Raw genomic sequence first — 19,645 nt, 5'->3', positions numbered from 1 at the left:
GATTTACTATGTCTCACACCTTTCCAGAACTGCCTTATGCTTACGATGCACTAGAACCCTATATTGATGCTAAAACCATGGAAGTGCATTACAGCAAGCATCACCGCACTTACTTTGACAAGTTTTCCGCAGCGATCAAAGGCAGCGAACTCGAGTCCACAAGCCTTCGCGAGATTTTCGCGACAATCTCCAATCACCCACCTGCGATTCGCAATAATGGTGGGGGTTACTACAACCATATTCTTTATTGGAACTGCATGAAACCAAATGGTGGCGGCGCACCAAACGGTCAGTTGCTTGATGCGATCATCGCTCAGTTTGGTAGCTTTGCTCAATTTCAGCAATTGTTCACTGAGGCGGCGATTAATACTTTCGGCTCTGGTTTTGCCTGGTTGATCGTCAAAGAGGGCGAACTTCATGTCACCTCAACCACCAATCAAGATAACCCACTTATGGATGTTGCCGATATTCAGGGTGAACCTATCCTTGCTTTAGATGTATGGGAGCACGCCTACTACATCAGTTATCAAAACCGCCGCCCAGAGTACATTGATGCGTGGTGGAATGTGGTGAACTGGGATGCGGTGAGCGAAAACTATTCTGCCGCCCTTGCTCAAGGTAAATAAGCGAGAAAACACGAATACTCACAATGTCAGGCTTGGCGGTCATTCGTTGTGACCTTATACTTTCTGACCTAAATTCCATAGTGCAAGAATAACAACATGTTTGATATCGCCCTTTATGAGCCAGAGATCGCCCCAAATACGGGCAACATTATCCGCTTATGTGCCAATTGTGGTGCTAACCTTCACCTGATCGAGCCATTAGGTTTTGATTTAGAGGAGAAGAAGGTGCGCCGCGCAGGATTGGACTACCACGATCTCGCGCGAGTCACTCGCCATAAAGATTATCAAGCCTTTGTCGAGTACCTTGAAAAAGAGCGTGGTGACTATCGAATCTTTGCTTGTACTACGAAAACAACGGGTCATCACGTCGATGCAAACTTTCAAAAAGGTGACGTATTGTTGTTTGGCCCAGAGACGCGTGGTTTACCTGCAGAGCTCATTGAAAGCATGCCAATGGAACAGCGTATTCGTATTCCGATGATGCCAGACGCTCGGAGCCTAAACCTCTCCAACGCAGTCGCAATTATTGCTTTTGAAGCGTGGCGACAAATGGGCTTTGAAGGCGCTCAATAGAATCATCAAAGACAAAAAACGGACTCCTTGGAGTCCGTTTTTATATCGGCTGAATTCGCGGATTATGGACGAGCCACAAAACCCACCGCTTCATACGCTTTCTTCAACGTTTCTGCAGCGCGAGCAGATGCTTTCTCTGCACCCTGCTTCATCACTTGATCCATGTAAGCACGGTCGGCACGAATACGGTGGTATTCAGCTTGAATCGGCTCAAGCATCGCAACCAGAGCTTCACCTACGTCTTTCTTAAATGGGCCGTACATTTCAACGCCTTGGTACTTCGCTTCAATGTCTTCAAAGCTCATACCTGTCGCCGCAGAGTATAGGCCCATTAGGTTCGAAATACCCGCTTTGTTGTCCCAATCGTGAGCAATACGCGGTGGCGTTTCTGTGTCGGTTTGCGCCTTGTTGATCTTCTTAAGAATCGACTTCGGCTCTTCCAAAAGCGTAATCACGTTCTTACGATTATCATCCGACTTAGACATCTTCTTCGTCGCATCCTGCAAACTCATGACACGCGCATTCACGGTTGGAATGTACGGCTCTGGCACTTGGAAGATTGGCTGCTCAGGCGAGTAGATGTTGTTGAAACGGTTCGCAACATCACGTGCTAGCTCTAAGTGCTGCTTCTGGTCACTGCCAACTGGAACTTGGTGTGCGCCATAAAGCAGAATGTCAGCCGCCATCAACACAGGGTAATCAAACAGACCAACGTTCACATCACCAAACTGGCTAGAAGAGTCTTTCGAGTAACGTGCTGACTTGTCTTTAAACTGAGTCATGCGGCTCAGCTCACCCATCTGGGTATAACAGTTAAGAAGCCAACCAAGTTGAGCATGCTCTGGTACATGTGACTGAACAAATAGCGTGCTCTTTTGCGGATCAACACCAACGGCGAGACAGATTGCTAATGCGTCGAGGGTCGCTTCATGCAGCGCTTTCGGGTCTTGGCGAACCGTAATTGCATGAAGGTCTACCACACAGTATTGGCAATCGTAATCGTCTTGCATTTGCTGCCATTGACGTAGAGCACCCAAGTAGTTACCGATACTTAGTTCACCTGATGGTTGAACACCACTCAATACAATGGGTTTGCTCATGGGAATAGTTCCTTTGACTTCTTAATCTAAATAAATGAAAAACCGTGTCTATTCAGGGTCTACCACCCAGTGACACGGTTTACTCAGTGTACTCATTGATGAGTATTTTGGAAGATCTTTTGTCGCCGTTACGCAGAAACAGCGACCGCTTCGACCAAATCTGCGATGGTGTCGGCGACAAAATCTGGATTCGATGCCGCGATAGGTTCACCGTGGTTATAACCGTATGTCAAACCAAATGAGTGACAGCCCGCATTTTTCGCCGCTTTGATGTCGTTACTAGAGTCGCCCACCATCAGCATCTCTTGCGGCTGACAATTGTGTTTCTCAAGCAACCAGTTCAACGCCATTGGGTTTGGCTTCTTCTCAGGGAAGGTATCACCACCAATCACATCGACAAAGTACTTATCAATACCATGCTTGGCTAATACTTCAGGGACAAACTTCGATGGCTTGTTGGTTACAAGCGCCATGGTGAAGCCTGCTTTGTGCAGCTCGGCTAAGGTCTCTTTTACTGCTGGGTAGAGATGGCTCAGTTTGTGCCCGCTCTTTTCGTAGTAGTCATCAAATAACACTCGAGCCTTAGCCAATAGCTCAGAAGACAAATCAGGTGATACCGTTAGGCTACGACTTAACGAACGACCAATAAGTACATCCGCACCATTGCCCACGTAGTCACGGACTTGCGCTTCCGTTACTGCTGGGTAACCCAGCGCTTGTACCGCTTGGTCTGCCGCGACGGCCAGATCTGGAACGCTATCAAGCAGCGTTCCGTCCAAATCGAATGCGATTAATTTTATGTTGCTCATTGAATTAGTTAACCTTTGCTAGCTCAGCGCGCATCTGGTCAATCACTTCTTTGTAGTCTGGCTGGTTGAAGATTGCAGAGCCTGCAACAAACATATCTGCGCCCGCTTCCGCGATCTCTTTGATGTTTTCTACCTTCACACCACCATCGATTTCAAGGCGAATATCACGACCCGATTCGTCAATCATCTTACGAACGGCACGCAGCTTATCGAGTGTTTTAGGAATGAAAGATTGGCCGCCAAAACCTGGGTTCACCGACATCAACAAAATCATGTCGACTTTATCGATAATGTACTCAAGATGAGAAAGTGGTGTTGCTGGGTTTAGAACCACACCCGCTTTACAGCCGTGCTCTTTGATCAACTGAAGCGTGCGATCAACATGCTCAGACGCTTCGATATGGAAGGTGATCATTGACGCGCCTGCTTTCGCAAAATCAGGGATAATGCGATCAACTGGCTTCACCATAAGATGCACATCGATAGGTGCGGTAATCCCATAATCACGCAGTGCCTGACAAATCGGGGCACCAAAAGTCAAGTTAGGTACGTAGTGGTTATCCATTACGTCAAAGTGAACCACATCAGCACCAGCTGCGAGCACTTTCTCTACGTCTTCACCAAGACGAGCCATATCCGCAGACAAAATTGATGGAGCGATAAGGAAATCTTTCATACCTGACCTCTAGTAGTAATTGGCATCATTGCACACTGAAGAAACTTTGCGCGCAATTCTACCTAAGCTAAAGGTCAGAAGATAGGGAAGCGTAATGAAATGTGATTATTTGCCTGAAACAGGGCGGAATAAAGCAAGAAGCTCGTCGACCTTGTTGCGCCCCGCGCCATTGCGACTGATGGTACGTTTCACTTTAACCACATTCAGCTCCGCACCATGATAGAGGCGTCGGGTTAACGTTGTATCGTGGTTGGAAATTAGAACAGGAATACTGCGCTCTGTGGCTGCGCGCTCCGCGACATCCGCCAATGCGGCTTGATCATCAAGGGTAAAACCATTGCCTGCGTAAGAGGTAAAGTTTGCAGTTGTCGAAAGGGGGGCATACGGTGGATCGCAATAGACCACGCTGCCTTTGCGGGCTCGTTTGAAGGTGTCATGATAGCCTTCGCATACGAACGTCGCTTTCTTAGCTTTCTCAGCAAAAAATTCGAGTTCCGCTTCTGGGAAATAAGGCTTTTTGTAAGAACCGAATGGGACATTAAAGCCGCCCTTTTTGTTGTAACGGCACAAACCATTAAAACCAAAACGGTTCATGTACAAGAAGGCGAGCGAGCGATACATCACGTCATCTGTCGCGTTAAACTGCTCACGAATATGCAGATACGCCTCTTTTCGGTTGTTCTCTGGACAAAACCAACGCTTGGCTTCAGAGATATACGTCTGCGGGTCGTCTTTGAGCAGGTTGTATAAGTTGATCAAATCTGGATTGATATCCGCCAGCAGATATTGTTCATAGTCCGTGTTTAGGAATACAGAACCAGCACCAACGAACGGCTCCACCAACTTACGTGCCTCTGGCAAGTGACGCTGGATATCTTCGACAAGTCCGTATTTTCCACCCGCCCATTTCAGGAAGGCACGTTGCTTCTTCATCTACTGCTCTATCTATCAACCAAAATTGAGGCTGCGGAATGTAACATATTTTGCGTCGAATCTCAGACTATTTTCCGCGTTCAATCTCTCTATGAACCTGACTCAGTGATTTTGCCCAAGGTTCAAGCTGTTGTAACTCATCGGAGAGTTCTGCCACGCCGTCTCGAGCGACTTGGATGGTCGGGAAGTTATCGTAGGTGATAATGAACCATTCCACATCATTGCGAACAGTTGGGTAGATATAAACGTTCTGTTTGAGTTGATAGGTGTCGAGGAATGCTTGTACATCAGCTAAATCAGTCACCGCAGCCAATTGCAAGGTGTAGCTGCGTGGTGAAAATGCTTTCAGCTCCTCTTTGGTGAAAGAAAAGTTCACTACAGGTTGCGGTGCGACTTCTGGCTCAGATCCACTTTCAGGCTCTGGTGTTTCATCTTCAGGAATCGACGCCTCAACCACTTGGTCAATCGCGGAAGTATCCACCGTTTCTGGTTTATCATCGAGCAGGGCGTCAACCACTTCTGAGGTAATCACCACGCGTTGATGCCCATCATCACTGCTGCCGACACTCGTCACTTCGCTCGTCACGGCTGGCGGCAAAGATTGCGAGTCATCTTCGGCGCTTGCCAGCATAGGGTCAACCACGGGATCTGGGGTAATGATTGATGGGTTAGATTCAGTTGATTCGGCGCTAGAAGTAGCATCGGGTAGCGTCGGTATCACGGTTTGTTCAACAGACTGAGTGATCTGCTGCATCTTATCGTTTGGTGAAGGCTGAGACATCATCCACCAGTAGCCAGCCCCAACAAGTAGCAGAAGAGTCACCACCACTAAGGCGATATTGATGGGCGAGCCGATAATCGAACGGATAATGATCCTTTTTTCCACTTTGTGATCCCCTAATGCCATTATTTCGCCAGGGCGGCGAGCCACTGTGCGATACGCATTGCGTACTCGCTTCTCCATGTCATCTTCAACATATCTAACCACCAATTGCTCAAAAAATCGATCCGCTTCCGACTCGGAAAGGACGTCAATTTCGAGATCAATGGGTTTGTGTTCTTGCCCATAACTTAGACGCGTGAGCAATGCATCCAGTGTGTTTGACTGTGCAAACAACAAGACATTAACGGTCCAAAGTGGGTTTTGCTGAGATTCCAGAACCAACATCCACAGCTCTGAAATAAACGACTCACTGAGCAAATGCGCATCATCAATGGTGATAACAATGTCACACGCTTCCCCTTCCATCATTCTGACGAAAGATTCCACCAAAGAGTCTGAGGGATTAAAAAGCGGCTCCGACACCAACTGCGACAATACCGTCATGCGACGTTGTTCATCATCTTGATTCGGAAAACACAGCAGCAAGGCTTGATTCTTCTCCAATGCCCACGCTTCAAGATAACGCTGAGCGAGCCAAGTTTTACCCGCGCCGTTGTCACCAGCGATCGTCACTAAGTTAGAACCAAAGTTAGTCAACAACTGCAGTCTCTCAAGCAATTCTACTTGAGAGTCTAACTCCAACACATGCGAGTCATGCGCCATGTTCATCCGCCACCCTAAAGATAATACTCAAAGATACCAACTCAGCAGCTTATACAACGAATTGTTGAGCTGTTTTCTGGGCTGGTATCACACCAAGGTAAGATTAAATATCGCGGCCAAAATCAATTGCTTGCTTGATAATGGCTTCAGGTACACCTTTTACAACGTCTGCGGTACCAATGCTTGTTGGTAACACCAATCGAAGCTCACCCGCCAACACTTTTTTATCGCGCATCATGTGACGCATAAAATCGTCAAACGTCATCTGCTCTGGAGTGTGTACAGGAAGTTTTGCTTTTTTAAGTATAGAGACAATTCGCTCAACTTGCGCTTCAGAGATAAGCCCATGAAGCTGGGCCGTTTTTGCCGCCATGACAGTGCCAGATGAGACCGCCTCGCCATGAAGCCAGTTGCCGTACCCGAGTTCTGCCTCAATCGCGTGGCCAAAGGTATGCCCTAAGTTCAGCAATGCACGAATGCCTGACTCTTTTTCGTCTTGAGCCACAACCTCTGCCTTAATCTCACAACAGCGTGCGATTGCGTAAGTCAGTGCGGTTTCATCGAGAGCGTACAGCTTGTCTAGATTTTCTTCTAACCAAACAAAAAAGTCCTGATCGTAGATAATGCCGTACTTGATGACTTCAGCGATACCCGCCGCAAACTCACGTTCAGGGAGTGTTTTCAAACAATCGGTGTCGATCACCACCGCTTTAGGTTGGTAAAAAGCACCAATCATGTTTTTACCCAGCGGGTGGTTGACTGCGGTTTTTCCGCCAACCGAGGAGTCCACTTGTGACAGAAGCGTGGTTGGGATCTGGATAAAATCAACGCCACGCTGGTAACAAGCGGCTGAAAATCCGACTAAATCGCCAATCACACCGCCACCTAACGCAATCACAACCACATCACGAGCGAAGTTCCCTTCTAGCAAGTAACTCATTACGGTATTGAAGGTCTCGAGTGATTTGTATTGCTCACCGTCTGGCAGTTCCAATAGCGAGGATTCACAACCAAGTTGGTCAAGTAAAGAGAGGATTTTGTCGGCATAAAGTGGCGCTACAGTGACATTAGAAATCACCACCACTTTTTGTTTCTGTGCTAAGAAAGAAAGGTGGGCCGGATTATTAAACAATCCGGCACCAATTGAGATTGGATAGCTACGTTCGCCTAAGCTGACCGTAATCCGTTCCATGGGTATTCTCCAATTGCTAAAAGTCTTAACGTTCTTCTAGCATTTTTACGATCTGGTTGGCTACCACTTTTGCACTTTGATCGTCTGTACGTACTGTGTAATCCGCAATTTCTTCGTAAAGTGGGTTACGTTCACCTGCTAGGGCTTCCAACACTTCACGTGGATTATCAGTTTGTAATAATGGGCGCTTCTTGTCGCGGTTAGTGCGAGCAAGCTGTTTTTCAATCGTTGTTTCTAGGTAAACCACGATCCCGCGAGCAGAAAGACGATTGCGGTTTTCTTTGCTCTTGATTGAACCACCACCTGTCGCAAGAACAATGCCTTGCTCTTCGGTAAGGTCGTTAATCACTTTTTCCTCGCGATCACGGAAGCCTTCTTCACCTTCTACGTCAAATACCCAAGCGATATCTGCGCCTGTACGTTCTTCAATAACGGTATCAGAATCAACAAACTCCATATGAAGTTGTTGAGCTAGGTGTCTACCGATTGTGCTTTTGCCGGCACCCATTGGGCCAACAAGGAAAATATTGCGTTTCTCAGCCATGTTTAGCAGTAATTTACAACGTTAATTCAATGACATCGCCACAAGAAATGCCAGTCTATAACTAGCGATGAAGATGCTTGTGGCACCGATTCCTCACAGATAATTCGTGATAAGACCCGAAATTATCTAGATATGGTGCCACTAATGCAAATTTATTTTTTCAAAGTCACCATTTCTTACTGAATCACGACTTTCGGAGTAACAAAAATAAGCAGCTCACTTTTGCCCATTTGTTGATAAGAACGTCTAAACAACGCCCCCAAAAGCGGCAAATCACCAAGCAGAGGCACCTTGTCCACCGTATCGGTAACACTGTGCTGAAAAATGCCCCCAAGTACGACGGTTTCGCCATTCTCTACCAACACTTGGGTACCAATGCGCTGGGTATTGATCGCCACCGCTTCACCCGTTCCGGTTTTGACTACGTCACCAGGCCTATCTTGAGTAACATTTAAATCCAGAACCAGACGGTTGTCAGGGGTGATCTGCGGCGTAACTTTTAAACTGAGCACCGCTTTCTTAAATGTCACCGTAGTCGCACCGCTTGACGAAGACTCCAAATAGGGAATTTCTGTACCCTGTTCAATGTAGGCAGGCTTTTTGTTTGTGGTAATCAGGCGCGGACTTGAGATCACTTCGGCTTTTGACTCACGTTGCAAGGCTGAGAGCTCCAAGTCTAACAACAGATCTGAGCCTAGTTTTGCCACTTGAAACGCTATCGAAGACGCAGTCGCTGACGTAGCGCCCAGGTTTACATTTAAGAAGTCATCCACTGGCAAGTTGTCACCTTCAAGCAATCCAGCTTGGAACAGGTTACTCTCAATAGAGCCGCCAACCGTGTTGTTTCCGTTCGTAGAGGTAAAGCCCCAACGGACACCTAGCTCGTCTAAGTTACCTTCGTTGACACTGACAATGCGCGCTTCGATTTGAACCTGTTTTACAGGAATGTCGAGGGTGTCGATAATGTCGCGAATAACATCAATATTCTCTTTCAAATCACGAATCAAAAGCGCATTAGTGCGTTCATCCACAGTTAAAGAGCCGCGCTCAGAGAGCATACTGGCAGCTCCCTGTCCGCCGATCATTTCTGCAATTTCCGAAGCTTTGGCAAATTTAATCTTGATAATTTCTGAACTCAAATCACCCAACTCTTCTTCTAGGCGCGACTTTTCCAGCATCTGCTGTTCACGCAAATCTAGCTCGGCCTTTGGTGCAACCAGAACCACATTGCCGTCGATACGCTTATCTAAGCCTTTCACCTGAAGGATAATATCCAGCACTTGTTGCCAAGGCACACCATCAAGGCGAAGCGTTAAACTGCCTTGAACCGAATCTGATACGACTAAGTTAAAGTCGTTGTAGTCCGCGATAAGCTGGAGCACGTTACGAACTGGGATATCTTGAAAGTTGATCGATATTTTTTTGCCACTTTTTTCAAGAATACTTTTCTCTTGAGGCTTTGTTTCTACCTTGGGCCGAGTGACGACCACTTCGAGATAGTTACCCGTCAAATGGTAATCGTAGCCATAATCACCATCGACACTGGTGAGCAAAATGACACGGTCTTCTTTACGAAACACCTCTATCGACGACACATTGGTAGCGAAGTCTTTCACATCCAATACGTAAAGCTTGTCGTCGGAAACGCTCGTGTCCATCAGTTCAATACTCAGACCTTCTTGCGCTTTATGAATATCGACAGCGATGTGAGGCGTGGCTAGTTCGACCACTATTTTGCCGTTTTGCTGCGAATCAACCCGAAAGTCTATCGAATTTAATTGATTCATAGCCTGCTGAGCATAACTGGTCGGCAATAGCACCAGTGCACAAATAACCATAGCGCCCTGAAGGAGGTAACTTAATGGGTTTCTTAATCCTTTCATCTCTAACCGTAATTCCTACTTGAGCGCCAACTTTACGCTACGTTTATTCCAACAACCTAATCCATCCGGAAGGGTCTCATTTATTTTTAGATAGTCGTCTGCCACGTGTGTGACTTTGCCATTGTTCAATCCGATGTATTGCCCAGAGCTCACTTTTACTACATTGCCTTCAGGGGTTTGAACCAAAGCCGAGACTCTCCCTCCACTGCCCATAACGCCTTTAAGGCGCAGTTTGCTAAGCGGGAAACGTTCAAGCTGTCCGGTTTTTCTCCGCTTTGCAGGTTGCCAACAGTCTGTCTTTGCTAGAGGTTGGTTGAGGACAAGCGCCGCTTGAGGCAACACAAAAGGCTCACGCAGGTTATGTGATTGATAGGCGGAGATTTGAAAATCGAACACGGGCTTTAAGTCCACCACATCTTGTCTTGCTTTACGCTCAACTTGCGCGACAAACTCGTCGAGAGACTCCTCATTCGCTTGGCAGCCAAGCAAAAACAGGGATAAGCCTAATAGCGCCAACTTATTTTTCATCTTCTACCTCCGGCTTAAATTGATAGGTGTAAGCTCGAACGCGAAAATGCAGCGTACTGCTCTCCTGACTGACGCGCTGCCAATCAATATCGTCAAAATTGATGATGCGCGGCAGTTCGGCGATCGCTTGACTGAAGTCCCCGATACTGTGGTAGTGGCCAGTAAGTTCTATGTTGAGAGGCAAGCGATAAAGGAACTCTTGATTCTGTTTTTGCCCCCAATCAATTCGCGTAAATGTGAGCGAGTTTCTTAACCCTTCTTCGTTAACCGATGCCAACATGGAAGCGAGTTCTTTTTGGACTGGCAACTGACGTGATAGATAATCGTAACGCTCCGACAGCTCATCTAACTGAGTTTGAAGCTTGGGCAGAGTGGCGACTTTATTGGCTTTGATGGTCGCCGTGGATTTTAAGGTCACCTCTTGTTGGCGAAGTTGTTCTATCTGCTCCATTTGCGGTTGCAGATAAAACCAATATCCTGCCGCCTGAATCAAACCCGCAATTAGGAATATGACAACCAGTTGAGGGAGCAAGGGCCATTCTGCCAACTCTTCTATGTCTAATTCGTTGTAACTAGCCATTGCTGCTTACCTCTACATTCTGTTTATTTGCTGCACTAGCCACAAAGGAGAAAGAGACATTAAAGCTTTGAAATTTCTTATTGAACCGCGGGGTGTCATGCACGATGGAGTGCATCTCTACGTTTCGAATGTGTGTGGAGCTCTCTAAGTTATCGAGCATAGTTGCCAAGCGAGAAGTGGTATCGCTGATCCCTGATAAACGCACCTGCAAACCATTCATTTTCACCTTGTCGACATAGACGCCTTCAGGGATGAGTTGCGGCAATGTATTCATAAAGTTGGTGGTTTTATTACGCTGATTTTGTAGCTTCTCGACCACTGCAAGTCGCGTTAACAACGCCTTATGCTCCTGCTCTACTTCTTTTAAGGCGTCAATCTGCTTATCGAGTTGGGAAATGTAGGCGTTGAGGTAATTCAAGCGAGACTGCTGCGCTTGGGTTTGGCGTTGAAGGTAGCTGGCCGCCCCCCACTGAGCGGCTACGGCAACCAGGACGCCAATTAACAGCAAGCCAACGAATCGGTGTTTGTGGCGGTCGCGTAGTTGATCACGCCATGGGATTAAATTGACACTATGCAGCATGCTCTTGCTCCAACCAATCCAGTCCTCTTAATGCCAAACCTGCAGCTGTTGCGTAAGCATGGCCTGTCGAATAACTGGCGGATTTCTTGTTGTTTTGCCGCTCAAATAGCGCCAACGGGTTGAACAGCTCACACTCGGTATTCAGCCGCCTAGCGATTTCTTCAGCCAACATAGGCGTGACGGCGCCTCCGCCCGCAAGCCAAATTCCTTGCACCGAAACGCCATGAACCGAAGTGAGCATTTGAATGTTGCGCTGCAACTTATCGACCAGAGCAAAAATAAAGCGCTCTGTACTCCCATGGACCAGGTGCTCCAATTGATGATCGTTTTCAATCAGTTGCGTTCCTAAAGCAATCTCTTTGCAAAAAGGCGCCTTATCTTGCAAGTCCATACACACCGAGGTTTGGCTCAAGCCAACGTCCACCAGCAACCAATCAAACTTGTGCTGCATTCTTGATGCCATTTGCCAAATGTGAACCAGGCTGTGCGTTTGCACATCGAGCAATACGGGTTGATAGCCCGCTTTTGTCGCGGCCTGAACTCGGCTTTCAGCGACATCACGTTTGGTGGCATACACTTGATAACTGGCTAAGGCTTGCGATGCGCTCGCTCGGTTCACTTCAACGAAGTCAAGGTTGAGCTCTTCGATAGGAAATGGCGACTGATGAGCAAACGCTTGGAAAATCGCGTACTCTCTTTCCTGCGCGTCTAATGCGCTATCTATCTGTAAAACCTTACTTATTACAGCATTGTCTGGTATTGCCAGCGCAACTTTGCGACTAAATAGCGGTAGGGACTTCCTTAGTTCTTTGAGTTTCTTTACAATTTTCTGATAATTTAACATGTGGTTATCAGTGAAAATGTCGGCTTCGATTGGCAACTCTTGGTAACTCACGAGTGTAAACGTGCCTTTTGAGGGCTTGAGAGCTACCGCTTTTATACTGTGGTGGCCGATATCAACGCCGATGACTAGAGATTTACCCATGCTTTGCTCCATGCTGTTGCTTAGCTCTATGTTCGTAAATTGATGGTTTCTTACCGCACACTAACCAGACGAGCTAAGGTTTTAGCTTAAAGTACAATGGTTTGCATATAGTGAACCTAATTAATCAGGGATTCTCCGGTGAAGTTCATAAAGCGATTGTTCATTTTTTCACTGGTTTGCATGATTCTTGGAGTCGGTACAATTTTCGGCTTCTATTTCTATGTCAAACCAGAGCTACCCGATGTAGCGACTTTAAAAGACGTAAAGCTGCAAACGCCCATGCAGGTGTTCAGTCAAGACGGCAAACTGATCTCTCAGTTTGGTGAAAAACGTCGCATACCAGTTAGCTATGATGAGATTCCTCAACACCTAATCGAAGCCCTAATCGCGACGGAAGATAGCCGCTTTTATGATCACCCAGGGATCGACCCAATTGGCATCACGCGTGCAGCAGTTGTCGTTGCAATGTCGGGGTCGGCAAAGCAAGGGGCGAGTACCATAACCCAGCAGCTTGCGCGAAACTTCTTCCTCTCCAATGAGAAGAAGATCATGCGCAAAATTAAAGAAATCTTTATCGCCATCCATATTGAACAGTTGCTGAGCAAGCAAGAGATCATGGAGCTTTACGTCAACAAGATCTTCTTGGGTTACCGTTCCTACGGCTTTGGCGCCGCTGCACAAACGTATTTTGGTAAAGATCTTAAAGATTTAACGCTGAGTGAAATTGCCACTCTGGCTGGCATGCCAAAAGCACCGTCAACCATGAACCCTATTTATTCTGTTGATCGCGCTACCAACCGTCGTAACGTGGTTTTACTGCGTATGCTCGATGAGAAGTACATTACCCAAGAAGAGTACGACCAAGCTCGCGCTGAAGAGATTGTTTCCCGTTATCACGGCGCAGAAATCGAGCTGAGTGCCCCTTACGTGGCTGAACTCGCTCGCGCATGGATGGTGGCTCGCTACGGTGAAGAAGAAGCGTATACGTCTGGGATGAACATCTACACCACTGTAGATTCCAAGCTCCAGGCTGCGGCGAACAAAGCCGCAATCAATAACCTGATTGACTATGACATGCGTCATGGCTACCGCGGCGCTGAAAAAGTGTTGTGGAATCCGGAGCAACCTGCTTTTGATGAAGACAAGATCAACAAAACTCTGCGTAGTGTTCCAAGCTATGGTGGCATCACTCCTGCGGTAGTCACTAAGATAAATGGTAAGCAAGCAACTGTTGTGATTAAGAATGAAGGTAGTCAAACGCTTAACTGGGATGGCATTAAGTGGGCGCGCAAGTTTCTAACCGATGATCGCCAAGGAGCAGCACCAAAATCCGCAGCCGACGTTTTGGCCGTGGGTGAACAGATTTGGGTGCGCCAAGTAGCAGCAGTGGACGAAAGCGAGCAACCAACCTCAACTTGGCAACTAAGCCAAGTACCAAATGCGAATACTGCGTTTACAGCAATGAACCCAGAAAATGGGGCCGTGCTTGCGTTGGTCGGGGGATTTAACTTTATCCATAACAAATTCAACCGCGCAACTCAATCGGTACGTCAAGTAGGCTCAAGTATCAAACCTTTCATCTATTCGGCAGCGATTGATAAAGGATTAACACTGGCAACCTTGATTAACGATGCGCCAATCAACCAGTGGGATCAAAGCCAAGGTACCGCTTGGCGCCCTAAGAACTCGCCTCCGACTTACGTTGGTCCAACACGCCTTCGCATCGGCCTTGCCCAGTCAAAGAACGTGATGGCGGTTCGTGTACTGCGTGAAGTAGGATTGGATGAAACTCGCCAATACTTGACACGTTTTGGCTTCGATATCGATCAGGTGCCACGCTCAGAAACGATTGCTCTCGGAGCGGGTAGCTTAACACCGATGAAGATGGCGCAAGGTTATTCAGTATTTGCCAATGGCGGCTACTACGTTGAACCTTTCTACATCAGTCGTGTAGAAGGCCCATTTGGCGATTTAGAGTTTGAAGCGACACCAAAAACCATCTGTCGCGATAATTGCGACACCGAAGAGACTCTCACTGAGCAAAACGAGTTTCAAGAGCAAGATGTTGCCCTCGAAAATACGACGCTTAACCAGAACACTGAGCCTCAGTACGCACCTCAAGTCATCTCGGAGCAGACCGCATTCCTAGTACGAGAGATGATGTACAGCAATGTTTGGGGTGGAGGTAATTGGCGTGAAGGGACAGGTTGGAATGGTACAGGCTGGCGAGCTCAGAAGCTGAAACGCCGAGACATCGGCGGTAAAACCGGTACCACCAACGATTCCAAAGATGCTTGGTACAACGGTTACGGGCCTGGCATGGTTGCCGTAGCCTGGGTCGGATTTGATAACCATAACCGAAAACTGGGTCGCACAACCCCTAACAGTAACCTTGGTAAAAACCAAACATCTGGTGCAGAAGCGGGCGCAAAAACAGCGCAACCTGCTTGGGTAGATTTCATGCACGATGCGCTTGACGGAGTACCTCAAGTCAACAAATCCATTCCACCAAACATTGTTCGCGTGCGTATTGATCGCGACACAGGCATGCTGACCAACAAGTTTGATGGTAGCGCGATGTTTGAATACTTTTTGGAAGGCACTGAACCAACAGAGTATGTGACAAACCAAATCACAGACAGTATTTATACGTCAGACGATGGCAGTGAAGAGCTCTTCTAAGTGATGAACCAAAGAGGCTGATGTAATCCATCAGCCTCTTTTTTATTGCCTTAATACTGTCATACGGCGCAGCCTAAGGTGACCAACCGCAATCTAAATCTCCGCGACACAGACTAATTTGACTCAATACTCGCCAGTTGCTCTTTGATTGCGTTCGCTAGTTGCTCAAAACGAGTTCGAAGCGGTGAGCCCGGTCGATACACCAGAACAATACTGCGTGACGGCACAGGATTAATGGCACGAACGTAGCAGACACCATCCTTTTGTTTCTCTTTCGGCAAAGAGAGCTCGGGCAACAACGTAATCCCCGCCCCCGCTGCAACCATATTGCGTAAGGTCTCTAGGCTCGTCGCTTTAAAGCGCTCATCATCTTTTGCCCCAGCAGCAAAACAGAACCCCAAAGCCTGATCACGCAAGCAGTGACCATCTCCCAGCGCTAACACCGTGCGCCCATTAAGCTCAAGCATATCGACTTCATCCAATGCCGCCCATTCATGATCGCAAGGCACCGCAACACTCATTGCTTCATTAAAGACTTCGATTTCTTTAAAGGGTGCCGTTTCTGCAACAGAGGCCAGCACAAGGCAATCCAGTTTTCCATCTTCTAGCTGCCTAACTAGCTGGTGCGTCTGCGCTTCATGAAGAAACAGTTCAAGCTGTGGAAACTGCTCTTTCATCATAGGGACAATTCTTGGCAACAAATAAGGTCCAACCGTCGGAATAAATCCGATGTGCATAGGGCCCACCATTTCACCCGCTTGCCCACTGGCCATGTCTTTAAACGTTTTCACTTCCGATAGAATACGCTTAGCTTGGTCGACCAATTGCAACCCTGCATCAGTAAATAGAACACGGCGACTGCTCCGTTCTAACAATGCGGTCCCCAACTCATCTTCGAGTTTTCGAATTTGACCACTCAACGTTGGCTGACTCACAAAACACGCTTCAGCTGCCTTGCGGAAGTGTTTGTGTTCAGCTAAAGCTACTAAGTACTCAAAGTCGCGAATATTCATTGTTGGTTGCCCCCACAAGGTAGATAGAAAGAATCTATCAAAACCATAGCATTAAACGATTAGAGCTATCAAAGAATTTCTTTAATAATAACTCCATCGAAACAGAGCACAGTGAACACACTGATAAGACTCACTGAAAATTTACATAAATCATCAAGGAAACTCATATGTTCGTATCGAAAGAAGGTCAAAGCGTTCCACAAGTTACTTTCCCAACTCGTCAAGGTGACGCATGGGTTAACGTGACAACAGATGATCTGTTCAAAGACAAAACCGTTATTGTGTTTAGTTTACCCGGTGCTTTTACACCAACGTGTTCTTCAAGCCACCTGCCGCGTTACAACGAGTTGTTCCCTGTTTTTAAGGAGCACGGCGTGGATGAGATCTTATGTCTGTCGGTGAATGACACCTTCGTGATGAATGCGTGGAAAGCCGATCAAGAAGCCGAAAACATCACTTTCATTCCTGATGGCAACGGCGATTTTACCGAGGGTATGGGCATGCTAGTCGACAAAAATGATTTGGGTTTTGGTAAACGCTCATGGCGCTACAGCATGCTCGTGAAAAATGGCGTGGTTGAAAAAATGTTTATCGAGCCAAACGAGCCGGGCGACCCGTTCAAAGTATCCGATGCCGATACCATGCTGAACTACATCGCTCCAGATTACAAAACGCAAGAGTCCATTACGGTATTTACTAAGCCAGGTTGTCCTTTCTGTATGAAAGCGAAACAAAATCTGATTGATCACGGTCTTCAATATGAAGAAGTGATTCTTGGCAAAGATGCAACCACAGTGAGCTTACGTGCTGTAACAGGTCGCTCAACCGTTCCTCAAGTCTTCATCGGTGGTAAACACATCGGTGGTAGTGAAGAACTAGAAGCGTTCCTAGGCTAACTCAATGCCCTCAGTCTCCCGATGCCAATCTGGCTCGGGGGACACCCTACTCACTTCCTTGAGTCTTGATACTTGGTTGTCTTAAACCCGTCCAACAACGTATCAGGATTGACCCCAATTACCTTCCCAAGCCCTACACTGGCTTGGCTAGAAAAGCGAGAACCGTTATGAAACAGTTAAACGTTGATGTTGCCATTATTGGTGGTGGTACAGCAGGTCTTGGTGCATACCGCGCGGCCAAAGCACACACGGACAGTGTTGTGATGATTGAAGGTGGTCCATATGGCACCACATGTGCTCGCGTGGGTTGTATGCCTTCAAAGTTGCTTATCGCAGCAGCGGAAAGTGTTCACCAAATCGAAAAAGCTCCAGGCTTTGGCGTTTATCCACAAGGTGATATCACCATCAACGGACGTGAAGTAATGGATCGTGTGAAACGCGAACGTGACCGCTTCGTTGGCTTTGTTATTGAAGGCGTTGATGAAATACCCGCTCAAGATAAGCTCAAAGGCTACGCGACTTTCCTCGATGACAATACGATCATGGTGGATGACCACACTCAGGTTAACGCTAAGCGAATCGTGATTGCGACGGGTTCTCGACCCGCATATCCAGCTGTGTGGAACGAACTGGGCGATCGACTTGTGATCAATGATGATGTGTTTGACTGGGATGACCTACCTGAATCAGTGGCGGTATTTGGCCCAGGTGTTATTGGCCTTGAGCTTGGTCAAGCGCTGCACCGCTTGGGAGTCAACGTGAAGTTATTTGGCTTGGGAGGTCAAGTAGGCCCGCTCACGGACCCAGAGGTTATGGCGTACGCCGATCAAGCATTCAAACAAGAGTTCTACTTAGATGCGGACGTGAAAGTCGAGAGCATGAAACGCATTGAAGGCGAAGACAAAGTTGAAATTCAGTTTATCAATCACGATGGTGAACTTGAGAGTTTTATCGTCGATTACGTCTTGGCTGCCACTGGACGTAGACCGAATGTCGATAAGCTAGCGATTGAAAACACCAACATTGAGTTAGATGAACGCGGTGTGCCGACCGCTGATCACTACACGCTTCAAACGTCAGTAGAAAGCATTTTTATCGCAGGTGACGCGAGTAACCAAATTCCATTGCTTCACGAAGCCGCAGATCAAGGTCGCATCGCGGGCGACAATGCAGGTCGTTTTCCTGATATTCGAGCGGGACTGCGTCGCTCTCCGATTTCAGCGGTCTTCTCTGATCCACAAATTGCGATGGTCGGTGAAACCTATAAGCAGTTAACAACACGTTTAGGCAATTGTGGCTGTTTTGCGACGGGTGAAGTTTCTTTTGAAAACCAAGGCCGCTCGCGAGTCATGCTACGCAACAAAGGTATCTTGCATGTCTATGGCGAACAAGGTACCGGACGTTTCCTTGGCGCAGAAATGATAGGACCCAATGCCGAGCATCTCGCTCACTTGCTTGCTTGGGCGCATCAAAACCGAATGACGGTGTCTGAAATGTTGGATATGCCTTTCTATCACCCTGTTATCGAAGAAGGCGTTCGAACAGCCTTACGCGATCTCAACGCGAAACTGCATCTTGGCCCAGAGATGATCAAACACTGCCTAGATTGTGGTCCTGGTTGTTAATCCGACTAAAAAGAAAAAACGAGCCAAGTGGCTCGTTTTTATCTTTAGCGTAAGAAGAAATTATTTTTCTGCGGCAATCACTGAGATCTCAACCAATAAAGCCTCACGCGCCATATCACCCGTCACACAAGCTCGTGCTGGTGCATGCCCCTCTGGTACCCATGCATCCCAAACAGCATTCATCGCTTGGAAATCTTGCATGTCTTTGAGGTAGATGGTCGCCGACAACATGTGTTCTTTATCGCTGCCCGCTTCAATCAATAGTTGTTCGACTTTATCAAGCATAGTCTGCGTTTGCTCGGTAATACCTTGTGTTGCATCAGCGCACACCTGACCACATAGATAGATGGTGCCATTGTGCTTCACAATTCGGCTCATACGTTGTTTCGTGTGTTGGCGCTCGATCATTTTTCTCACTTTCTCATTCATTTACGATATTCTAGTAACACGCTATGTTACCTAAATTCGTATCCTCATGACATGCCCTTACTGCAAAGATAACTGGTTCTGGCAAAAGATTGGCCGCTGTAAACGCTGCATGGATCAACTTACCGTGCTATCTGTTTTATGCTGGATCGTCTGGTGGTTTTTGTTCAAAGACAACCCAAAAAGTATTGAGTCCATCGCGCTACTTATGGCGGGCTTTGCATTCAATGCACTTCTCGCCCTTCACCTATGGATGCGCTTTGTGATCATTCCTTGGCAAGAGCGCAACAAAAACAAACGGTAGAGACGAATTTGAGATCGGATAAAAAAAGCCCCAAGGACAATGTGTCCTTGGGGCTCTCTTAGATTCGTCTAAGAAAAAGCAGTGGTACTTTAATAGACCCAGCTTTTTATAAAAGGTTCCCAAATTGATCGATCTTTTTGGATC

20 protein-coding genes are annotated in these 19,645 nt (G+C 47.2%); 6 read left to right on the top strand and 14 right to left on the bottom strand.

Annotation, left to right across the window (positions count from 1 at the left end):
* The first annotated feature begins 8 nt into the window (after window positions 1–8).
* Together OH458_RS12065 and trmL are read left to right on the top strand one after the other, a co-directional pair.
* Window positions 9–626: a superoxide dismutase gene (locus OH458_RS12065; protein ID WP_269978524.1), complete on the top strand. Its 618-nt coding sequence runs from the start codon at window positions 9–11 to the stop codon at window positions 624–626.
* A gap of 96 nt (window positions 627–722) precedes the next feature.
* On the top strand, window positions 723–1,199 hold the full coding sequence (trmL, locus tag OH458_RS12060; RefSeq protein WP_006881329.1) for a tRNA (uridine(34)/cytosine(34)/5-carboxymethylaminomethyluridine(34)-2'-O)-methyltransferase TrmL: 477 nt from the start codon (window positions 723–725) through the stop codon (window positions 1,197–1,199).
* 62 nt (window positions 1,200–1,261) lie between these two features.
* Here trmL and trpS read toward each other — a convergent pair whose 3' ends face one another.
* From trpS to pilM, 12 genes are all read right to left on the bottom strand, one after another.
* Complete coding sequence (trpS, locus tag OH458_RS12055; protein WP_269978523.1) at window positions 1,262–2,299, bottom strand: tryptophan--tRNA ligase; 1,038 nt, start codon at window positions 2,297–2,299, stop codon at window positions 1,262–1,264.
* Between the two features lie 128 nt (window positions 2,300–2,427).
* Complete coding sequence (locus OH458_RS12050) at window positions 2,428–3,108, bottom strand: phosphoglycolate phosphatase (protein WP_269978522.1); 681 nt, start codon at window positions 3,106–3,108, stop codon at window positions 2,428–2,430.
* Between the two features lie 4 nt (window positions 3,109–3,112).
* Entirely contained in the window at window positions 3,113–3,784 is a 672-nt protein-coding gene (rpe, locus tag OH458_RS12045; protein WP_038141224.1) for a ribulose-phosphate 3-epimerase, read from the bottom strand.
* A 105-nt stretch (window positions 3,785–3,889) separates the two neighbouring features.
* Entirely contained in the window at window positions 3,890–4,717 is an 828-nt protein-coding gene (locus tag OH458_RS12040) for a Dam family site-specific DNA-(adenine-N6)-methyltransferase (protein WP_005474179.1), read from the bottom strand.
* Window positions 4,718–4,784: 67 nt separating this feature from the next.
* Window positions 4,785–6,269 carry an SPOR domain-containing protein gene (locus OH458_RS12035; protein ID WP_269978521.1) on the bottom strand — a complete coding sequence of 495 codons (1,485 nt, stop codon included), beginning with the start codon at window positions 6,267–6,269 and terminating at the stop codon, window positions 4,785–4,787.
* A 97-nt stretch (window positions 6,270–6,366) separates the two neighbouring features.
* Entirely contained in the window at window positions 6,367–7,455 is a 1,089-nt protein-coding gene (gene aroB / locus OH458_RS12030) for a 3-dehydroquinate synthase (protein WP_005474138.1), read from the bottom strand.
* Between the two features lie 25 nt (window positions 7,456–7,480).
* A complete protein-coding gene (gene aroK, locus OH458_RS12025) occupies window positions 7,481–7,999 on the bottom strand; it encodes a shikimate kinase AroK (protein ID WP_005474150.1) in 519 nt (172 codons plus the stop codon).
* A 176-nt stretch (window positions 8,000–8,175) separates the two neighbouring features.
* Complete coding sequence (locus OH458_RS12020) at window positions 8,176–9,837, bottom strand: type IV pilus secretin PilQ (protein WP_269978631.1); 1,662 nt, start codon at window positions 9,835–9,837, stop codon at window positions 8,176–8,178.
* Between the two features lie 60 nt (window positions 9,838–9,897).
* Window positions 9,898–10,410: a pilus assembly protein PilP gene (locus OH458_RS12015; protein WP_269978520.1), complete on the bottom strand. Its 513-nt coding sequence runs from the start codon at window positions 10,408–10,410 to the stop codon at window positions 9,898–9,900.
* Window positions 10,400–10,990: a type 4a pilus biogenesis protein PilO gene (locus tag OH458_RS12010; RefSeq protein ID WP_269978519.1), complete on the bottom strand. Its 591-nt coding sequence runs from the start codon at window positions 10,988–10,990 to the stop codon at window positions 10,400–10,402. The genes OH458_RS12015 and OH458_RS12010 overlap by 11 nt, the downstream gene beginning before the upstream one ends.
* On the bottom strand, window positions 10,983–11,570 hold the full coding sequence (locus OH458_RS12005; RefSeq protein WP_269978518.1) for a PilN domain-containing protein: 588 nt from the start codon (window positions 11,568–11,570) through the stop codon (window positions 10,983–10,985). Before OH458_RS12005 ends, OH458_RS12010 begins: the two co-directional genes overlap by 8 nt.
* Window positions 11,560–12,555, bottom strand: a complete 996-nt coding sequence (gene pilM, locus OH458_RS12000) for a type IV pilus assembly protein PilM (protein ID WP_269978517.1) — start codon at window positions 12,553–12,555, stop codon at window positions 11,560–11,562. Before pilM ends, OH458_RS12005 begins: the two co-directional genes overlap by 11 nt.
* 138 nt (window positions 12,556–12,693) lie before the next feature.
* Here pilM and OH458_RS11995 point away from each other — a divergent pair, with 138 nt between their 5' ends.
* Entirely contained in the window at window positions 12,694–15,237 is a 2,544-nt protein-coding gene (locus OH458_RS11995; protein WP_269978516.1) for a penicillin-binding protein 1A, read from the top strand.
* A 113-nt stretch (window positions 15,238–15,350) separates the two neighbouring features.
* On the opposite strand, the gene oxyR is transcribed toward OH458_RS11995, so the two are convergent.
* On the bottom strand, window positions 15,351–16,250 hold the full coding sequence (gene oxyR / locus OH458_RS11990; protein ID WP_005474154.1) for a DNA-binding transcriptional regulator OxyR: 900 nt from the start codon (window positions 16,248–16,250) through the stop codon (window positions 15,351–15,353).
* A 167-nt stretch (window positions 16,251–16,417) separates the two neighbouring features.
* Here oxyR and OH458_RS11985 point away from each other — a divergent pair, with 167 nt between their 5' ends.
* Both OH458_RS11985 and OH458_RS11980 read left to right on the top strand, forming a co-directional pair.
* On the top strand, window positions 16,418–17,146 hold the full coding sequence (locus OH458_RS11985; protein ID WP_005474181.1) for a redoxin family protein: 729 nt from the start codon (window positions 16,418–16,420) through the stop codon (window positions 17,144–17,146).
* A 167-nt stretch (window positions 17,147–17,313) separates the two neighbouring features.
* Window positions 17,314–18,771, top strand: a complete 1,458-nt coding sequence (locus OH458_RS11980; protein WP_269978515.1) for a dihydrolipoyl dehydrogenase — start codon at window positions 17,314–17,316, stop codon at window positions 18,769–18,771.
* Between the two features lie 60 nt (window positions 18,772–18,831).
* Here the strand turns inward: OH458_RS11980 and OH458_RS11975 are convergent, their stop codons facing one another.
* Window positions 18,832–19,179: a RidA family protein gene (locus tag OH458_RS11975; RefSeq protein WP_038141263.1), complete on the bottom strand. Its 348-nt coding sequence runs from the start codon at window positions 19,177–19,179 to the stop codon at window positions 18,832–18,834.
* Between the two features lie 67 nt (window positions 19,180–19,246).
* Here OH458_RS11975 and OH458_RS11970 point away from each other — a divergent pair, with 67 nt between their 5' ends.
* Complete coding sequence (locus tag OH458_RS11970) at window positions 19,247–19,501, top strand: DUF3624 domain-containing protein (RefSeq protein ID WP_038186727.1); 255 nt, start codon at window positions 19,247–19,249, stop codon at window positions 19,499–19,501.
* Window positions 19,502–19,645 lie beyond the last annotated feature (144 nt).

It is taken from the genome of Vibrio sp. MarTm2, from assembly GCF_027587055.1.
GTDB classification, from domain to species: Bacteria; Pseudomonadota; Gammaproteobacteria; order Enterobacterales; family Vibrionaceae; genus Vibrio; species Vibrio sinaloensis_D.
Note: the sequence above shows the minus strand (reverse complement) of the source record. Positions and strands in the feature narration are given on the sequence as shown.